19 protein-coding genes, 1 tRNA gene and 1 pseudogene are annotated in these 17,944 nt (G+C 63.9%); 10 read left to right on the top strand and 11 right to left on the bottom strand.

Annotated features, from left to right (window positions below; all coding sequences use genetic code 11):
* The first annotated feature begins 5 nt into the window (after positions 1 to 5).
* Positions 6 to 494 (top strand): YbaK/EbsC family protein, encoded by a 489-nt coding sequence (locus ENJ54_07440; GenBank protein HFC09661.1) that lies wholly within the window; start codon positions 6 to 8, stop codon positions 492 to 494.
* Positions 494 to 1,885 carry a hypothetical protein gene (locus ENJ54_07435; GenBank protein ID HFC09660.1) on the top strand — a complete coding sequence of 464 codons (1,392 nt, stop codon included), beginning with the start codon at positions 494 to 496 and terminating at the stop codon, positions 1,883 to 1,885. Before ENJ54_07440 ends, ENJ54_07435 begins: the two co-directional genes overlap by 1 nt.
* Positions 1,886 to 1,919: 34 nt before the next feature.
* On the opposite strand, the gene ENJ54_07430 is transcribed toward ENJ54_07435, so the two are convergent.
* Positions 1,920 to 2,014: transfer RNA gene (locus tag ENJ54_07430), tRNA-Ser, on the bottom strand.
* 75 nt (positions 2,015 to 2,089) lie between these two features.
* Between ENJ54_07430 and ENJ54_07425 the strand changes: the two genes are divergently transcribed.
* The 7 genes from ENJ54_07425 to holA all read left to right on the top strand — a co-directional run bounded on the left by ENJ54_07425 (position 2,090) and on the right by holA (position 7,013).
* Positions 2,090 to 2,908 carry a hypothetical protein gene (locus ENJ54_07425; protein ID HFC09659.1) on the top strand — a complete coding sequence of 273 codons (819 nt, stop codon included), beginning with the start codon at positions 2,090 to 2,092 and terminating at the stop codon, positions 2,906 to 2,908.
* A gap of 1 nt (position 2,909) precedes the next feature.
* Positions 2,910 to 3,296, top strand: a complete 387-nt coding sequence (locus ENJ54_07420; protein ID HFC09658.1) for a M67 family peptidase — start codon at positions 2,910 to 2,912, stop codon at positions 3,294 to 3,296.
* Between the two features lie 65 nt (positions 3,297 to 3,361).
* Positions 3,362 to 4,135, top strand: a complete 774-nt coding sequence (locus ENJ54_07415) for a glycerol-3-phosphate acyltransferase (protein HFC09657.1) — start codon at positions 3,362 to 3,364, stop codon at positions 4,133 to 4,135.
* 121 nt (positions 4,136 to 4,256) lie between these two features.
* A complete protein-coding gene (smpB, locus tag ENJ54_07410; GenBank protein HFC09656.1) occupies positions 4,257 to 4,709 on the top strand; it encodes an SsrA-binding protein SmpB in 453 nt (150 codons plus the stop codon).
* Positions 4,678 to 5,505: a hypothetical protein gene (locus ENJ54_07405; GenBank protein ID HFC09655.1), complete on the top strand. Its 828-nt coding sequence runs from the start codon at positions 4,678 to 4,680 to the stop codon at positions 5,503 to 5,505. The genes smpB and ENJ54_07405 overlap by 32 nt, the downstream gene beginning before the upstream one ends.
* 23 nt (positions 5,506 to 5,528) lie before the next feature.
* Complete coding sequence (locus ENJ54_07400; protein ID HFC09654.1) at positions 5,529 to 6,032, top strand: hypothetical protein; 504 nt, start codon at positions 5,529 to 5,531, stop codon at positions 6,030 to 6,032.
* 3 nt (positions 6,033 to 6,035) lie between these two features.
* On the top strand, positions 6,036 to 7,013 hold the full coding sequence (holA, locus tag ENJ54_07395; GenBank protein ID HFC09653.1) for a DNA polymerase III subunit delta: 978 nt from the start codon (positions 6,036 to 6,038) through the stop codon (positions 7,011 to 7,013).
* A 20-nt stretch (positions 7,014 to 7,033) separates the two neighbouring features.
* Here the strand turns inward: holA and ENJ54_07390 are convergent, their stop codons facing one another.
* The 10 genes from ENJ54_07390 to ENJ54_07345 form a co-directional block, all read right to left on the bottom strand.
* A complete protein-coding gene (locus ENJ54_07390) occupies positions 7,034 to 7,303 on the bottom strand; it encodes a hypothetical protein (GenBank protein HFC09652.1) in 270 nt (89 codons plus the stop codon).
* Positions 7,304 to 7,314: 11 nt separating this feature from the next.
* Positions 7,315 to 8,130 (bottom strand): hypothetical protein, encoded by an 816-nt coding sequence (locus tag ENJ54_07385; protein HFC09651.1) that lies wholly within the window; start codon positions 8,128 to 8,130, stop codon positions 7,315 to 7,317.
* 425 nt (positions 8,131 to 8,555) lie between these two features.
* Complete coding sequence (locus tag ENJ54_07380; protein ID HFC09650.1) at positions 8,556 to 9,392, bottom strand: DegV family protein; 837 nt, start codon at positions 9,390 to 9,392, stop codon at positions 8,556 to 8,558.
* Positions 9,393 to 9,462: 70 nt separating this feature from the next.
* Positions 9,463 to 10,761 (bottom strand): class I SAM-dependent methyltransferase, encoded by a 1,299-nt coding sequence (locus ENJ54_07375; GenBank protein HFC09649.1) that lies wholly within the window; start codon positions 10,759 to 10,761, stop codon positions 9,463 to 9,465.
* 174 nt (positions 10,762 to 10,935) lie between these two features.
* The gene (locus tag ENJ54_07370) at positions 10,936 to 13,098 is read right to left on the bottom strand and encodes a DNA translocase FtsK (protein HFC09648.1); all 2,163 of its coding nucleotides are present in this window, start codon (positions 13,096 to 13,098) and stop codon (positions 10,936 to 10,938) included.
* A gap of 144 nt (positions 13,099 to 13,242) precedes the next feature.
* A complete protein-coding gene (locus ENJ54_07365; GenBank protein HFC09647.1) occupies positions 13,243 to 13,932 on the bottom strand; it encodes a metal-dependent hydrolase in 690 nt (229 codons plus the stop codon).
* 145 nt (positions 13,933 to 14,077) lie between these two features.
* Positions 14,078 to 14,605, bottom strand: coding sequence for an NUDIX hydrolase (locus ENJ54_07360; GenBank protein HFC09646.1), 528 nt, complete (start codon positions 14,603 to 14,605; stop codon positions 14,078 to 14,080).
* A 68-nt stretch (positions 14,606 to 14,673) separates the two neighbouring features.
* Positions 14,674 to 15,351, bottom strand: coding sequence for a LysM peptidoglycan-binding domain-containing protein (locus tag ENJ54_07355; GenBank protein HFC09645.1), 678 nt, complete (start codon positions 15,349 to 15,351; stop codon positions 14,674 to 14,676).
* A gap of 106 nt (positions 15,352 to 15,457) precedes the next feature.
* Entirely contained in the window at positions 15,458 to 16,654 is a 1,197-nt protein-coding gene (locus ENJ54_07350; protein HFC09644.1) for a DUF389 domain-containing protein, read from the bottom strand.
* The gene (locus ENJ54_07345; protein ID HFC09643.1) at positions 16,651 to 17,121 is read right to left on the bottom strand and encodes an ATPase P; all 471 of its coding nucleotides are present in this window, start codon (positions 17,119 to 17,121) and stop codon (positions 16,651 to 16,653) included. Before ENJ54_07345 ends, ENJ54_07350 begins: the two co-directional genes overlap by 4 nt.
* Before the next feature lie 146 nt (positions 17,122 to 17,267).
* Here ENJ54_07345 and ENJ54_07340 point away from each other — a divergent pair.
* Positions 17,268 to 17,354: pseudogene (locus ENJ54_07340) on the top strand (peptidoglycan-binding protein).
* The last annotated feature ends 590 nt before the right edge of the window (positions 17,355 to 17,944 follow it).

Raw genomic sequence — 17,944 nt, 5'->3', positions numbered from 1 at the left:
ATCTTATGCCTCCTCAAACCCCCGTCACCTCTCATTTAGACGCCCTCGGCCTGCCCTATCGGGTGGTCACCCACGACCATCACCCGAAGAGCGCCGAGGAAGCCGCCGCCCTGCGCGGCCAGAAGCCGGAGCAGGTCGTCCGCAGCCTGCTCTTCCGGCTGGAAAGCGGCGAATTCGTGATGGTGCTGGTGCCCGGCGGCTATCGCGCCCACTGGCCGACCCTGCGGCGCTATCTCGGCCAGCGACGCATCAGCATGGCCAGCCCCGAAGAGGTGCAGGAAGTGACCGGCTACCCCATCGGCACGGTTTCCCCCTTAGGGCTGCCCAAACCCATCCGCATTTTGGCCGATGAACGCATCTTCCAGCAGCCTGAACTCTCAATGGGGATAGGCGTGCGCAAGGCTGCTGTGGTGCTTACCCCCGAGACATTGAAGCGAGCCTTGCCGAACCTGGAAATCGGCGCGTTTGCCAAGCCAAATGCGCCCACTGGGTGATGATGAAACGCCGGTGGTTGACTTTCGCTGGAATCGGTTTGGCGCTGGCGGTGATCGTCGCGCTGGCTGCCGCGGTGGTGGCCGCGCCGCGGCTTGAGGCGGTTTCCCCTGCCCAAGGCGAGCAGGTGCCCAGCGGCGCGGTGGTGGTGCGGCTGACTTTCTCCCGCCCTGTGCAGGAAGTTAGTGTGGCCGCGCACGTCCACTTTGCCCCCGATGTGCCGGGCAAGTGGGCCGTGAAAGGCAGCACCGCGACGTTCACGCCTTCCCAGCCCTGGCCGCCCAGCGAAACCGTCACGGTCACGGTAGAAAGCGGCCTGAAAGCCGCCAACGGCCTGCCGTTGCTGAAAGGGCAAACCTGGACGTTCAACACCATGCCCACCATGCTGGCTTACGTCAGCCCCCCGGAAGGTGGCGACATTTACGCCCTCGCGGTGGGCGAAGCACAGGCCACGCCGGAACAACTCACGCACACCGGCGGCGTGTTGGATTTCGCCCCCTCTGCCGACGGCCGTTTTGTTTATTTCAGCGCCCGCGACGGCGTGGGCGTCAGCCTGTTCGTACTCGACCGCGCTGCGCCGTCGGCTTCTGCCGCCGTCAGGCAAGTGATTGCCTGCGGCACCGACCAGTGCCTCAGCCCCGCGCCCTCGCCCGATGGCCGCTGGCTGGCTTACACCCGCGGCGACGGGCCGGGCGGCGCGCCGCGGGTGCATGTGCTTCGGCTGGAAGACCATCAGGAAATGCCCTGGCTGCCCGCCGACCACAGCACGCGGGCGCCCATCTGGTCACCAGAAGGGCAACTGGCCTGCTACGACGCTACCGGCAAAGGCTACCTTGTGCTCGCCCCGCCCGACGGCAAGACGGTGGCCTTCCTGACCAACGACACCGGCGAAAGCGCGGCCTGGGCGCCCGACGGCCGCGCCCTGGTTGCCATTGAAATGCGGCTGATCAAGCCCTCCAGCCCCAACGCCACTCCCAACGCCCCCTCTCAGGCGCCTTACCTGGCCGCTCACCTCTGGCTCTACCGCTTCGCGCCCGTGCAAAGCCGCACCGACCTGACGCGCGACCCCGATCTGGAAGACGCCACCCCAGCCTTTTCCCCCGATGGGCGCTGGCTGGCCTTTGGGCGCAAGGCTTTAGACCCCGCTCACTGGACGCCCGGCCGCCAACTCTGGCTGATGCACCCTGACGGCAGCTATGCCCATCAGGTGACCCATGCCCCCAACAAAAACCACCTCGACTTTGCATGGCACCCCACCCTGCCTTTACTGGCCTATGCCAGCACCGACCAAACCGACTTCACCCGCCCGCCGGAAATCTGGCTTTACAACCTCCAGACCGGCGAGCAGCGGATGCTGGTCAGCAACGCCATCATGCCCCGCTGGCTGCCTTAAACGGCTTGCGCCCGACCGCGGTCGGGCGCTTTGCTGGCGGAGAGGGAGGGATTCGAACCCTCGGAGCCCCTTGTGAGGGCTCACCCGCTCTCCAGGCGGGCGCGTTAGGCCGGACTACGCTACCTCTCCGTGCCTTGCGAGGGCAGATTATACCATGTCGCCCGCACAGATGCCAAGTTTTGAGGTGACACCACATCCTCCACCATGACCATGACTTCCCCTGCCCACTTTCCCGATAGGGATAAACTCAGCGTTGCCACCGCGGCTATGGCCATTGCCATGCTCAGCGGCCATTTCGTGCACCTGCCAGCATGGCAAATAACGCTGCGGCTGCCGGGGGTCGTCTTGCCGCTGCGCATTGGGATGCCAGGGGTGATGGCTTTGCTCATCGCGGCCCTCACCATCGCGGGGGTGGACTGGATTTTAGGGGACCATCCTGCGCTGGCTGGCCGCTCTACCCTGCCACACTGGTTGCTGCCAGCCCTGACGGCCTGGGTGCTGGAAGTGCTGCTCCAGCGGCTGCCGGGTGGGGTCGCGTGGTGGGGCATCCTCTTTGGCGGCATCGCGCTGTGGTTTCTCGTGATGTTGGCCGAATACATCGTCGTCGACGGTGAAGACCTGCGTTACCCGCTGGCCGCCACCGGCCTGACAGCCCTGGGCTTCCTGCTGTTCTTCCTGCTGGCCGTCGCGGTGCGTTCCTCGGGCCTGCGGCTGTTCTTCACCGCGCCCATGCTGGGGCTGGCCGCGGGCACCGTCGCTCTGCGGACTTTCAACCTGCAACTTCACGGCCTTTGGCGGCCGGTGGAAGCCATCTTCATCCTTGCCATCGCCACCCAACTGGCAGCCGCGTGCCACTATCTGCCCATCCCGCCCGCGGCTTATAGCCTCATTCTCACCGCAGCCACCTACGCCGCCACGGTTTACGTCGGCAACCTGCTGGAAGAGGAACCCCCTTCACAAGCCGTGGTCGAGCCGCTGGCCGTTTTGGCGCTGCTGCTCTTGCTGCTGCCTTTAGCATGGTAAGATGTTGCTGCGCTACACTCACTACCTCGCCATGCGGCGCCATGTGGCCGCCGAAGCGCCGCTGGAAGCCTGTGGGCTGGTCGCGGGACGCGACGGCGTGAGCGTCGCTGTTTACCCCATCCCCAACGCACTGCACAGCCCTACCCGCTATCGCATGGACCCGCGCGCCCAGGTGCAGGCCTTTTTCGCGATGGAAGCCGCTGGGCTGGAACTGCTCGCCATCTATCACAGCCACCCCCAAGGGCCGCCTCTGCCCTCCGCAACCGATCTCCGCGAAGCCACCTACGCCGTCCCTTACCTCATCTGGGCGCGGTTAGGGGAAACCTGGCTGGTGCGGGCCTTCCTGCTGCAAAAAAGCGGGCAAGAAGTGCCTCTGCGCCTCGCATGAGCAACCCGAAGGCCCAAAAAGTGTTAGAATGAACGCGAAACAATTCACGGCAGGAGGTTGCCCCTATGCTTTGGCTGAAAATTGTGATGGTGCTGGCTGTGGCTTACTTCATCGGCGCCATCCCGTTTGGTTACATCTTCGTCAAAATGAAAACCGGGCGCGATGTGCGCCAAATCCAAAGCGGACGCACCGGCACAACCAACGCGATGCGCGCCGCAGGTGTGTGGGTGGGGGTTGCCACAGTTACGATGGATATTCTCAAAGGGGTGGTCGCCGTGTGGCTGGCGCGGGAAATCTTCCCCACGCTGGCCTGGGTTCACGTCGCGGCCCCCCTGGTGATGATCATGGGGCACAATTATTCACTGGTCATGGTCGAGCACAACGAAAAAGGCAAACCTGTGCTGAAAGGCGGGGCTGGGGGGGCTCCGAGCGTGGGGGGCGCCATTGGCCTGTGGTGGCCGGTCGCCCTGATCCAGATTCCGGTGGGGGCAGTCATCCTGCTGGGCGTGGGTTACGCCTCCGTCGCCACGATGAGCATGCCGCTGATTGCGGCGGCGGTGTTTGCGTGGCGGGCAGCGCACGGGCTGGGGCCGTGGGTTTACGTGGCCTATGGCTTGCTGGCCGAGGTACTGCTGGTGTATTCCCTGCGGCCGAACATCAAACGCCTGCTGGCCGGTGAAGAACGCGTGGTAGGGCTGCGGGTATGGCTGGCGAAACGCAAAGCACGGCGCGAAGCACGGCGCACGCAACCGCCAGTCGCCAAGAGCGAAAAGCACGATGAGGCCACGCAAACGCCTACCACCTCGCGCCGCCACGCACCCACTGGTGGGGCGCATTGAGCCTCTCTTGCTCTCTGATACTCTCCACGAACCGGCGCAAGGGCTGCGCCGGTTTTTTCGTCGCATGGCTCCCCGCCGCTTCTCGCACGTCCGTTTCCCCAACGCGTGATAGAATAACCCCATGAGCATCCGCGTGGTTTCCACCAACCGCAAAGCCCTGCACGATTACTTCATCGACGAAACCTTCGAGGCCGGTATCGTGCTCCGAGGCAGCGAAATCAAATCGGTACGCGCCGGGCGCGTCAGCCTGAAAGAGGCGTACGTGCGCATCGACGACAACCTCGAAGCCTGGTTGATCGACGCGCACATCGCGCCTTACGAATCGGCAAGCCACTTCAACCACGACCCGCGCCGCCCGCGCAAACTGCTGCTCCACAAGCAAGAAATCCTGCGCTTGTGGAACAAAGTCCGGCAGAAAGGCGTGACCATTGTGCCGCTGCGGATGTATTTGAAAGACGGCAAGGCCAAAGTAGAAATTGCCGTAGCCCGCGGCAAGAAAAAATATGACAAGCGGGCTGAAATTGCCCGCCGCGAGATGGAGCGTGAAATCCAACGCGAACTTCGCCGCTACTGAGCCTGAGCGCATCCCCTCGTCCATTGGGGCCATCAACCGCCTACCGGAAGCCGAGAAGCGGGCGATTTACCTGCGCGCCGTGCCGCCCGCCCTGCTCGAGCGCTTTGGCCTCAGCCCTTACCTGGTGGATGCCGAGGGGCGTCCCCTGTTCACCCTGCGCGCGCCGGCAGGGGCTTCCACGGTAGAACTGGCGGTCTACCACCGGCACGGCTTCCCCGACCCGGTGCTCTACGCCCACCTCGGCGATTCCCTCAGCGGGCACCTGCACGTTTTGCTCTATATTCTGAACGACCCCGACGCGCCGCGCTTCAACGTCGACCGCCTGCCCGACGGCACGCCGACCCGCTTTGGCATTCTGGCGCGCAACCTGGAAGCCGAACAAGCCGCCATGGAAGCAGGACTGGCCCCAGGACAAATTCGCCGCGGCCTGCGAATGCTGCCCGACGCCATTGCCACCTTCGAAGCCTTTGCCTGGAGCATGGGGCAGCGCATTTACTTTGCCGAACCGCTCTACTACCACAACGCCGTGCTCTTCGAGCGCTACGGCTTTGGCTACCAAAAAGGGCGCGCCTTCATGGAACGCATTGCTCGCGGCTTCGCTCCCGGCGGCGACCTGCTACCCCGCCTGGACGGCAGCACCCCCTTCCGCCGACCGGAAGCCGCCCACAGCATCCGCCTGCGCTCCTGGGCCATCCACGATGGCATCCTCGGCGTGCCGTTCACCGGCGTCACCATGTACAAGCGGGTGGGGCAACAATCGCGAGTGCGGACCTGCCCCCCCGAAATCGCCTGGTAACCCGCTTCCTTCGGAGGTTCCCCATGCCCGCCTTCCACGAACTCATCTCACGCGTCCGCCGCAACCACGGGCTGGAACACGCGACCATCCACCTGCTTTCCCGCCGCCATCCCAACACCTTTTTAGCGGGGCATTCCGACCCCGAAGGGTTCTGGCTGATCGGCAACGTGCCCACGGCGGCCGTTGAAAGCGCCGTGCAGGAAGCCTTAGAGCGCCTGCGCGGCGGTGAACGGCGGCTGGCCATTCACCCTGGCTGCGGCACCAACTACCTGGTTTCGGGCGGGCTGGCTGCGTTGGCCGGGGCATTAGCCATGCTGGGCGTCGGCAAACGCTGGCGCGACAAAGCCGACCGCCTGCCGCTGGCCGTGATGTTAGGCACGGTGGCCTTGATGTTTTCCCAGCCGCTGGGCTACCTGCTGCAAGAAAAAGTCACCACCGACGGCGATCCCGGCGCGCTGGAAATCGTGGAAATCATCCCCACCCGCCAGGGGCGCTTCACTGCCCATCGGGTGCTGACCCGCGGCTGAGCCATGAGCGCCCCCAAGCCCCGCATCTACATTCTGCACGGGGAAGACGAACAAGCCCGCCAGGCCGCCCTGGCCAGGCTGCGCGAAGGGCTGGGCGCCGACGACCCTGCCGCGCTGGATTACATCCGCCTCAAGGGGGAAACCCTCGACCTGCCGGCATTGCACGACGCCGCGTTGACCATTCCCTTTTTTGCCAAGCGACGGCTGGTGCACCTCGTACAGCCCCTCGCTGCGCCGCCGCTCAAAAGCCCCAAAGGCCGCAAAGCCTTCCTTGCGCTGCTGGAACGCGTGCCGCCTTCGACCGCCTTGGTGCTGGAAATCACCACGACGCTGCCCCCCAAACACTGGCTGCGCCGGTGGGCCGACGCCCACCCCGAGGCCGCTTACCAGCGCCGCTATGCCCTGCCCGACAACCTGACCCGCTGGATCATGAAGCAGGCAGCGGAAGCAGGCGGGCGCTTCACCCCGGCAGGGGCAGCCGAACTGGCGCGCCGCGTCGGCAACGACGCCGCCGCAGCCCGGCAGGAAATTCACAAACTGCTGGCTTTCGTCAACTACGCCCGTCCCGTCGAACCGGAAGACGTGGCAGAACTGACCCCCGCGCCGGAACACCCCAACATTTTCGAGATGGTCGATGCCATCGCCCTGGGACGCAGTGAGCGGGCGTTGCGGCTGCTGCACCAGTTGCTTCAGCAAGAAGAGCCTATCCGCATTTGGGGGATGGTCATCCGGCAATTCCGCCTGCTGTTACTGGTGCGCGAAGCACTGAACCAGGGCATCACCGCGCCGCAGGCGCTGGCGCAGCGGTTGAAAATTCACCCCTTCGTAGCCAAAAAACTGTTGCCCCAGGCGCGGCGCTTTCCTATGGAAAGCCTGGAGACCATCTACGCGGCGCTGCTCGAAACCGACCGCGCATGGAAAACCGGCCAGACCGACCTGCCCACCGCGCTGGATGTGCTCGTGGCTTCTTTGGGGCGCTAAACCAGGGGCGGCCTGGTCCCTCAAGCCACAATGCTCGCCCGCGCTGGCCGCGCGGTTTCCTGCACTTCGGCTACCCCCAACCAGAGATGTTGCGGCAAAATATCCTTGAGGGGGCGCACTGCCACGCCATCCACTTCCAGCGGGCCCTCGGGCAGCATCGCCGGGTGCACATAACAAAGGTTGGGACGCTGGCCGTACTTCTGGCGGTAATAGGCCGCGGCGCGACGCACTTTTTCATCCAACGACCGTTTGGGGGAATCGTCCAGCCACAGCATGCCAACGCGCATCATCGCCAACCTCCTCAACCCAGCCGCGGGGCAGTGTAACGCATCCACTCGCCGCCGGAACGCACCCACGCCTGGTAGGGCATGAGATCGTAATAGAGCATGTTGGTCATATCGCGAAAAGCGGATGTGTTGGGCAGGTGAGCATCATCTGCAAAGCCATACACCTTCTGGCGGAACAATCGCCGCACTTCCTGGGGCAGCGCATGGTAATGCTCGTAACGCACGCTGGCGACGACGTGCACGCCAAACTCGTGGCCGCGCTGGAGCAAAGGCACCAGGTCATAACGGGCGTCTTCGCTGAGGCGCTTCCAGTAACGTCCCAGGTCGTGCAACACAACCACATACTGCGGGCCACGATGCCGCCCAAAACTGCGTTGCTCCATCAAGCCCGCCATCGCAGGAATGACCTCATTGCCATCGCGCTCGTGCGGGGAAATGACGCCTTTGCAGTGCTTACTCCTTTCCACCTGCCATTCGGTGCTTTGCTCGGAAAGAATGAGGAACTGCCAGTGCTCCGGTCCCCATTCCTGCACAGTCATGCTGTAAAGGATAGGCTCAACAAGGGTGGCAAGCACACGGTCATCCTGGCCGTAGAAGAGGTAATGCCCTGCCCGCTTCGGGTCGTGCAGCCGCATGGCAAGGGGAATGCCGTCGTCGCACACCCCCATCAGCGCCATGCAGCAAAGCCACGGCCCCCACTCGCGCAACACAGCCCGCACGGTGGGCCGTCGTGCAGCCGTGCGCGGCCGCACCGCCGTGGTTGGATGCGAAACAGCAGGTTTTGCACCCCATAAGTGCCGGGCCACAGAAAGGCTTTCCGATGAGTTCATCCCTTGCTCTCCTTCCGTTCTCGAGCGTCCGCCCCTGTGCATCGCGCGCCGAGCGGCGCAAACCGAGGACAAGAAAAAACACGCCCCTAAAGGGGCCTGGCTGCCTTGCAATGGCAGCATGCGAAAAGAAACTGATACAGCGCGCCTTCGCGTGGGCGGGGAACACCATCTACCATCTCAGTCGGATAACACTGTTGGAGCATTCCAACCACGATGGCTTCCGGTCTCCGCTCAGCACGCTTATCCAGAACCTGATTATCTGCTACAAAGAGAACACTAAGAACATGCGTTCTACTTATACCCCCTTTTGGTCCATTTGTCAAGCAGCATTTTGGAGATTTTGAGGTTGGGAAAAAACATCAGAAACGCGCCCCGACTCTCTCCCTTCCCGCCGAGGTGCCTGCCAATTTGCGGCGCCCACACGCTTACGCTTTCAACACCCCCACCGCGCCCACCCCGCGCGGGCCAACATGCGTGCCAATGACCGTGGTGACCAACACCGTCATGGGGGGCAAAACCAACCCACTCGTATCGGCCGCAGCAGCCAGCGCCTCGGCATCCTCGGGCGCGCCGCTGTGCAGCAGCGCCAAATAATCCAACGCCCCCCACGCCTCGACGTGCCCGGCCAGCCGCGCCAGCCCCTTGCGCCGCGTGCGCACTGCGGGCAGGCTGATGACCTCCCCATGCCGCACCTCCAGAAAGGGCTTCAGTTGCAGCAATGACCCCAAACGCGCCTTGGCCCACGAAACCCGCCCGCTGCGGCGCAGAAATTCCAGCGTATCGAGCATCGCCACCAAACGCACCCGCTGCTGGATGCTCTGCACCGCCTCCAGCACATCCGACACGCTGCCACCTTCGCGAGCCACACGCGCCGCTGCCAACACCTGAAACCCCAGCCCCATCGTCAGCTGCCCGCTATCCACCACATGCACCCGCTCCCCAAAATCCTGCGCCGCCAGCCGCGCGTTCTGGTAAATGCTGCTCAGCGTGCTGGCCAAAAAGACGCCGACCACCGTATCGGCCGTGGCCAGCGCAGCACGATAGGCCTCGGCAAACACGCCTACGGAAGGCGCGGCCGTGGTGGGCAAAGGCTGCATGGCCGGCAAGCGACGGTAAAACTCGGCGCGGGAAAGCCCTTCACCATCCAGATACTGCTCTGAGCCCAAAACAACCACTGCCGGCACCACCGTGATGTCGTATTCGGCGGCCAGGTCAGGGGGAATATCGGCAGTGCTGTCGGTGACAATGCGGATTTTGGACATCCAACGCTCCTTTAACACAAAGTCGGGCAAGCCTTCGCCTGCCCGACCGTGTTTTCGCCGCCCACGGCAACTATTGGCGACAATACCAGTCTTCGCGTGTCCAGGGCAGGCCGCTGGGGCCGTGCTCCGATTTTACCAGCAAAGTCTGATAGAGCTCATGATGGTCTTTGAGGAAATTGTAGGAAGAGCCCGACATGAACAGCCGCCAGATGCGGTAAGTCACTTCATCCACATACTTCAGCGCCTCTTCATGGTGGGCTTCCAACCGTTGCACCCAGTGGCGCAGCGTCAGCGCGTAATGCTCGCGCAGGCTTTCCACATCGCGCACCTCAAAGCCTACCTCTTGAGCAACCTTCAGCGTCAGCCAAATGGGTTCCAGTTCCCCATCGGGGAAGACGTATTTATCGCCAAAGGTATTGCGTTGCCACGGCACGTTGGCTTCACGTGCAATGCCGTGGTTGAGGAAAACGCCCCCTGGCTTGAGCAATTTGTACGCCTGTTGGAAGTAAACCGGCAACATCTCTTCGCCAACGTGCTCGAACATGCCCACGCTGACCAGTTTATCGTAGCCTTCAGGCTCATTCACCTCGCGATAATCGCGCAATTCCACGCGGGCCCGGCCTTCCAGCCCCTCCTGCTTGATGCGCTCATTGGCCCAGCGGTATTGATTCTCGCTCAGGGTGATGCCCACGGCTTCCACCCCATAATGTTTTGCCGCGTAAATAACCAGCCCCCCCCAGCCGCAGCCAATATCCAGCAACCGCTCGCCGGGCTTGAGGCGCAGTTTGCGGCAGATGTAATCCAATTTCTGCTCTTGGGCGGTGTCGATATCCTCTTCCCCCGTCTTGAAATAGGCGCAGGAATACACCATGTTCTTGTCTAACCAGAGCGCATAGAACTCGCTGGGCACATCGTAGTGATACTGGATGGCCTGGCGGTCGCGGTCCACGCTATGGCGTTTGCCGCTCAGACGAGCAGCGCGGTCACGCTTGCGCTTGGCGTCGCCTTTCGGCAGCCGCAACAGCATTTGCCCCAGGCGCAGTTTATCGCCCACGCTCCAGTCGGCCTCATCGAGGAGACGATCGGCCAACCGGTACACTTCAAAGATATCGCCTTCAATGTCGAAATCATCGTAAATGTAGGCTTCCCCCATGCTCAGGTCTGTTGACAGATCGCGGAACATCAAGCGCAACGCGCCTGGGTGTTTGAGCACAATGGTAAAGCGAGGCTCGTCGGTCTCGGCTTCCCATACCGAGCCATCCCAAAAGCGAACGGCAAAATCACGCGGGTGGATATCCTCAAAAACCGCCTGCAGGAACGCCAACGCGGCCGCGACCTGCTTGTCACGGATAGCATTTTGCACTGCCATGAGACACCTCCTTCTCTATGTCAAAGAACCGCGCACCTTGCTCTTCTTTGATTATAGGCCATTGAGCCAACGGCGAAGGTGTCAGTTGTCATATATTCAGGCAAAGTGCGCGTCCGCGCTACAGAGGCGGGGACGCGCGTGGCGCGCAAAACGCAGCCATTCCATCCAAGGAAGTCAGGCCGTATCCGGCGGTTCCAGCCGAAACTCGTCGTCAGGGCCGAGAAGCACTTCGCGCTCCTTCCCCGCGCCGGCAGGGGGAGCCACCACGCCCACTTCCTCCAATTGCTCGATCAAGCGCGCGGCGCGGGGATACCCCACCCGCAGGCGGCGCTGGAGCATCGAGGCGCTGGCGCGCTGCGCCCGGATAACCACGCGGGCCGCCTCTTCCAGCAGCGGGTCATACCCCAGCGGGGTTGCCTCACCCTCGGCGAGCAAGCGTTCCCACGGGGCCGGTTCACGGCTTTCCCCCACCTGCTTTTGCCAATAAGCCATCACCCTGCTGACTTCCTTGTCGCTCACCAACACACCCTGGGCGCGCACCGGCGCGGGGGCATCAGGCGCCTGGAAGAGCATATCGCCCTTGCCCAGCAAGTGCTCCGCGCCGGGGGTATCTAAAATCACGCGACTATCGGTGCCCGAGGCCACAGCAAAGGAAAGCCGCGCCGGGAAGTTGGCCTTGATAAGGCCGGTGACGACGTCGGTGCTGGGGCGCTGCGTTGCAACCACCAAATGGATGCCGGTGGCGCGCGCCATCTGCGCCAGCCGCACGATGTTGTGTTCCACCTGGTCGGGAGCAAACATCATCAAATCGGCCAGTTCGTCAATGAGCACCACAATGTAGGGCAACGGCTCGCCGCCCTTGCGCTGAATTTTGCGGTTATACGAAGCAAGGTGGCGGGCGCGGTGTTGCTCCAGCAGGCGGTAGCGGCGCTCCATTTCTGCCACCACCCACCGCAGGGAAGCCAGCACCCGCTCCATGTCGCTTTCCACCTGGCCAAGCAGGTGCGGCAGCCCGTTGAAGCGCAACAGTTCCACCCGCTTCGGGTCGATCATCACCAGCCGCAGGTCGGCGGGGGTGTTGTTCATCACCAGGCAGGTGGTCAGCGCCGCGATGCACACCGATTTCCCCGAGCCGGTCGCGCCGGCGATGAGCAGGTGTGGCATTTTGGCAAGGTCGGCCACCACCGGCCGCCCGGCCACATCGCGGCCCAGGGCCAACGCCAGAGGCGAACTCAGCCGCCGGAAGGCTTCGGAAGCCATCAACGGCCGCAGGCGCACCACCGTGGCATCACGGTTCGGAATTTCGATGCCCACATACGACCGACCAGGCACCGGCGCCTGCACCCGCAAGCGCTCTGCCGAAAGCGCCAGCGCCAGGTCGCGCTGCAGGGCAGCAATTTGGGCCACGCGCACTTTCTGCCGCTGGGGCTTGCCATCGGGGCCAGGCCTTTCGATATAGCCAGGCTCCACAGCAAACTGCACCACGGTCGGCCCCACCTGCACGCCCACCACCCGGGCAGGCAGGCCAAACTCGGCTAAGGTTTTCTCAATCAAACCCGCGGTGAGATGAATGTGTCGCTCATCGGCGCGGGCAGGGGTTTCGTCGAGCAAGAGGCTCAGCGGCGGCAAGCGGTCATCACGGGGGCGGGGCTTTGGGGGCGGTTCGTCTTCGGGGCGGGCAATGGGCACCTCGCGCCGGAACTCCGGCGGCAGGTTGGGGCGTGGGCGCTTGCGGCGGCGCGGCTTGCGGGGGGCTTCCGTCACCACCGGCGTTTCGGCAGGGGCAGCCTCTTCAGGGAAAAGCCATCCCCGCAGGCGAGAGACCAGAACGCCGCCCAGGGGCGTTCCCAGGAATGGGGCAACCGCCACGGCCATCAGCAAAAACCCCCACGCCCCCACGCGGCCCGAGACCAACCGCAGGAACTCCACCAACCCCCAGCCCACCGCCCCGCCGGGGGTGGTCACCGCGCCCTTGGGCAACACGTGCCCCCCTGCCAGGTCGGCCAGGCCCAACGAGGCCAGCAAAGCGACTTCCCAAACCGTGATACGCCCCCAGGGCAAGGCTTCCGGCGGCGACGCTTTCCCGCTCGCCCGCGCCAGCACATACAGCCCGGCCAAAGCCAGCGCGAGCACCACATAGGCCACTCCCAGACCCAGCCCCGCGCGCAGGAAGGCCACCATGCCACCCACCCACGCACCGTGGGTCAACCCGGCCCAGCCCAGCAGCAACACTGCCGCCCACGCCAGCAGCAACACCCCCAGCGCGTTGAGCAAAGCATTGCGGGCACGCAAGAGGAAAGTGTAAAAAGGCATAACGCTCCCAAACTCGTCCGTCATCCCCCGCCCGACGCGCACCCTCAGCGCGTGGCGCACTCAGTCAGCCCACGCCCAGGCCGCGAGGAACGCCCCACGTCGTCCACCCCCACGGGAAAGCCGGCCCCGCGGGGGTGGCGCGAGGGAATCAACAGGTGCAGAGGCCAATCACAATTCAAACACGTCGCCAGGGTTGAGCACATGGGCCTTGGCGTCGGTTTCCGCCTCGACCCGCTGCGCCCACGCCTGGGCATCTTGTTCGATAAGCGGCCAGGTGTTGTAATGAATCGGAATGACGTGCTTCGGGCGCAGCAGTTTCACCGCCCGCAGGGCATCATCAGGGCCCATGGTGAAGTTATCGCCAATGGGCACCATCGCGAGGTCAAGCCCCTCATCGCCAATGAGCGCCATGTCGCCAAACAGGCCGGTATCTTGGGCAAAGTAGAGTTTGTGGCCGTCGTTGGTGGTCAGCAAAATGCCCGCCGGGTTGCCGCCGTAAGAACCATCGGGCAGGGCCGAGCCATGCAACGCCAAAGTCAGTTTGAGGTAACCAAAGGGATGCTTGAAACCGCCGCCGAGGTGCTGGGGGTGAACTTTCTCAGCGCCCTGGGCGGTCAACCAGTTCGTAATTTCGTAGTTGCTGATGATAAGCGCACCGGTGCGCCTGGCAATTTCCAAGGCATCGCCAACGTGGTCGCCGTGGCCGTGGCTAACCACGATGAAATCGGCGTCCACCTTGTCGGCGGTGGTGCTGGCCGCCGGATTACCGCTGAAGAAGGGGTCGATCAAAATCTTGTAGCCATCGCTGGTTTCCAGGCCAATGGTGGCGTGACCGTACCAGGTGATTTTTGTAGTCATAGCAGCCTCCTTATAGGGTACGCTGGGTGTGCGAAACGGCTGGTTTTAGTATAACGCAATTTTGGGAAACCGCATCCGGCAGGGCGGGAGCGGTGCTCAAGATGCCGCTCAGGCAGGCTCTCTTCGCGCAAGCCCTGCAATGCTTCTACGCAGGCAGGTGCTCCCAGGCCAGCAACAGGGCAGCGAGGGTCTTGGCATCCCGGAAATCGCCTGCCAGCGCCCGGCGGCGCACTTCGGCCACAGGCAGCGCCACCGGCTCCAGAAACTCATCCGCGTCCTGGGGCAGGGGGTCGGGAGAAAGGCCGGTCGCCAGATACACATACTGGTATTCGGTGGAATAGCCGGGGGCGAGGTAGAACTCGCCCAGCAGGCGCAGGTGTGCGGCGGCGAAGCCGGTTTCTTCCCGAATTTCCCGCGCCGCACAGGCTTCCGGCGCCTCGCCCGGCTCCAACGTACCAGCGGGAAGTTCCAACAAGGCTTCCCCCGCCGCGTGGCGATATTGCCGCACGAACCAGATGCGCCCGTCGGCATCCAGCGGCACCAACGTCACCGCGCCGTGATGGGTGATGATATCCAACTCGGTAGTGTTGCCATCGGGCAAGCGGACCCAATCGCGCCGCACGGCAAACACCCTGCCCTGAAAAACAGTTTCCGAATGCTCCACGCGAAACATACACAGCCTCCAAGGCGAAAAGGGTGCTGCCGGCAGCAGCACCCTTTGGAAATTCACAACCCCGCGATCTAAGGGATTCTCAGCGTCTGCCCCGGAGTCAGCACAGCGTTGACGCTCAAGCCGTTGGCCGCGGCAATGGCTTCCGGCCAGACATCGCCAAACAAGCAGGCAATGCTATAAAACGTGTCGCCCGCCTGTACGGTGTAAGTGGTAGGGTGCGGGCGCAGGGCGCGCTGGTAGGGGAAAGGCCCCGCGCCTTGCGGAATGGTCAGCGCCGTGCCGGGGTAAACATACTGCCCGCGGCTCAACCCGTTGACATTCAGCAGCGCGTCGGGGTTGACGTTGAAGCGCCGGGCAATACAATAAGGGAATTCCCCTTTATGCAGCACGTACTTCGCCGGCACCGAAGTCACCACTGGCCGCGGCGTGGGCTGAGGCTTGGGCGTCGGTTGAGGGGGCGAGGTCGGCTTGGCCGCAGGCTGCGCCTGTTGCGTCGGCTTGAGCGCGTTGGGCGTGCTGGCGTACAACGGCGCTGGCGTCGGGCCTTCTCCGCCACCGGTTTGCGGCGGCATCATTGCGACAGCCGTCTGCGTCGCGCCGGCATTGGCTACCCCCGTCGGCACATTGGTGGGGAAAGCACCCACCGTGGGCGTCGGCGGCAACGAGCCAGTGGCCGAGCGTGTACACGCCCCCAACACAGCCGCAATGAGCACGACGATCGCCAGCCAAAAGAACATCCTTTTCATCGTTACGACTCCTTCATCAAGAACCTCGGCTACCCCGAAAGCAACCGCGCACCGTGGTGTGCATAGGGTAGCATATACCTACACGAAAGTCAAGCCGCGCCCCGCCCTACCAATTCGGCTGAGGCGTTGCCATTTCCAGTAAGTGCTCCAGCACCCAGCCTTCCACCCCGCTGGAAGGCACCCGAATGCGCACCCACACATAATTGTCCACTTCCTCTTCTGGCCCGGTTACCAGCACCACCTCACCGTTGGAAACACCGCCAACCACCTTGTGGTTGAAACCAGGCGCTGCCCGGATGAGCACGCCGCCGTATTTGGCGGGGGCGGCTGCGCGCGCGTAGGCGGGTGTGGGCGTCGGCGTGAACGTCGCCGTCGGGGTGGGCGTAGCCGTGGGCACCGGCGTGGGTGTAGGCGTTGCTGTCGGCGGCACTGGCGTGGGCGAGGGGGTGAACGTCGCCGTCGGCGAAGGCGGCACAGGCGTTGGGGTGGGAATCGGCGTGGGCAGTGCCACCTGGGTGCTCACGGCAGTCCCCACACCCAAAGCCATCACCAACGCCACACCGCCCACCAGCGCGGCCACGCCGCTCAGCGTGTAGCCAAACAGCGTCAGCGGGCGAAAGCCCAACACCGCAAAGCCTACTGCCGCCAGCAGCGCTGCCCAGGCAAGATGCACCGCGAACACCACCAACCCATCGGGGAACAGATGCGGCACACCGCTACCCAGGCCAAACCCTGCCGTAACCAAAGGCAGGAAAACTTCGTAAGCCAGCGCCGCCCCCGGCACCACAAAATAGCCCAGCCTGCGGGCCAACGCCACCGCCCCCCACACCGAGGCAATCGCCAGCACGGCGAAATCCCACACGGCAAGGTGGGCATGCAGCGGGGCCTGGTGAAGCACCGGCGGGGCCCATAGCAACGCCGCTGCGCCGCCCAACACGCCCAACCCAAAGGCCAGCAGGCTTCCCAGCACAATGCCGCCCAACACGTGCCCAAAATAGCGGGCGGCGCCGGTAATGATGCCCAACCCCAGGCCAACGACGGGCGCCATCAACGGTGCAAGAAGCGCGCCAAACAACAGCAGCGCAGGGGAATCCACGCTCAGCCCCAACGTCCACACCACCGTCGCCAGGGCGAGGTAGAGGAAGAAATCCACCGAAGGCTCGGCGCGGCGGGCGGCTTCATTCCAGAAGGCGTGCTTCTCGGCCGCATCCAAAGGCGCGAGGGTGCGCCCCGCTCGACGGCGGCGGGCCGGCGGCAGTTGACGCGGGTCTTCGGGGGTGGCTCGGCTACGAGGAATGGTCATCGGCGCAAACTGGCAAGAATACGGGTCGGATGCAACAAGAGTTCCAAAGCGGTCAACACATCGGGCACCACCAGGTCAGCAGCCTGGAGAGCCTCTACCGCCGTGCCTTCCGGCGAAAGCACACAAATGCCCAAAGCGGCCTCTTTCAACATAAGCGCATCGTTAGCGCCCTGCCCCAATGCAATGACGCCTGCAGCGCCCAGGTCGCGCACAAAGGCCGCCTTTTGCTCGGCTTCGTGCCCACCACGCACTCGCACCGCTTGCAACCCCAAAATGCGGTCAATTTCGGCCTGCCTGCCGTGGGTATCGGCAGTGAGCAAATGCACTTGCAACACCTGCTGAACGGCTGCCAGCCGCTCGGCCACACCTTCGAGCAAGCGACCATCCACGGCCAAAGTGCCGTTGACATCGCTCACCAGGTATTGCCACGCAAACACACCACGCCCGGGAATTTCCAAACGAATCATCGCACCACCCGTGGTAACATAAGATGCGACAATTATAACCCGTTTTATTCACCCCGCTTTTCGTGAGAGGAAGGCCAATGGTACTACGCCGCCGAGCGATTTTGATCATCTGGGCTGCGCTCATGCTGGCCGCCTGCGGGAAAACCACGCCCTCCCCGACCGGTGCCCCCGCGCCTACCGCGACGGCCAGCCCCACGGCATTGCCCCCCACCCCCACAGCCACACCCGCGCCCCCCACCGCCGCGCTGTTGGTGGCCCCCCAGGCCGACGCCGCCCTGAAAAACACCGCTCGAGCCTGGCTGCAGGCACTGGCGCAAAAGGAAGGTTACCGCTTTGTCACCCTCAACGCGGAAGCCAGCCTGCCACCGCACACTGTGGTGGCGTTAGGTGTGGGAGTAGCGCCGCCGGCCGCGGCAGGGGCACGACGCCTGGCCGTCGCGCCGCCGGAAAACGCGGACCTGAAAGGCGTGCAATGGGTCAATGCCACCACCGCCGACCTGCCTCACCGGGCCTTCCTCGCGGGCTATCTTGCGGCGGTGGTCACTTACGACTGGCGAGGCGGGCTATTGGCCAGCGAAAACGAAAAAGCCGCCGCAGCGGCTTTTGAGGATGGCGGGCGCTACTTCTGCGGCCTGTGCCGCCCCCTCCACCCTCCCTTTCTGGCCTATCCCCAATATGCCCTGGCCCCCGCGGGGGCGACGGAAGAAGAATGGGACATCGCCCTGCAACGGCTGACCCAGACCAGGGTCAAGACTCTGGCCGTCAGCCCTGCCGCGCTGGCCGCCGTAGGCGTCAAGGCACTACCGCAAAATATCACGCTGCT

The sequence above is a fragment of the Chloroflexota bacterium genome, assembly GCA_011322445.1.
Lineage (GTDB): Bacteria > Chloroflexota > Anaerolineae > Anaerolineales > DRMV01 > DRMV01.
Note: the sequence above shows the minus strand (reverse complement) of the source record. Positions and strands in the feature narration are given on the sequence as shown.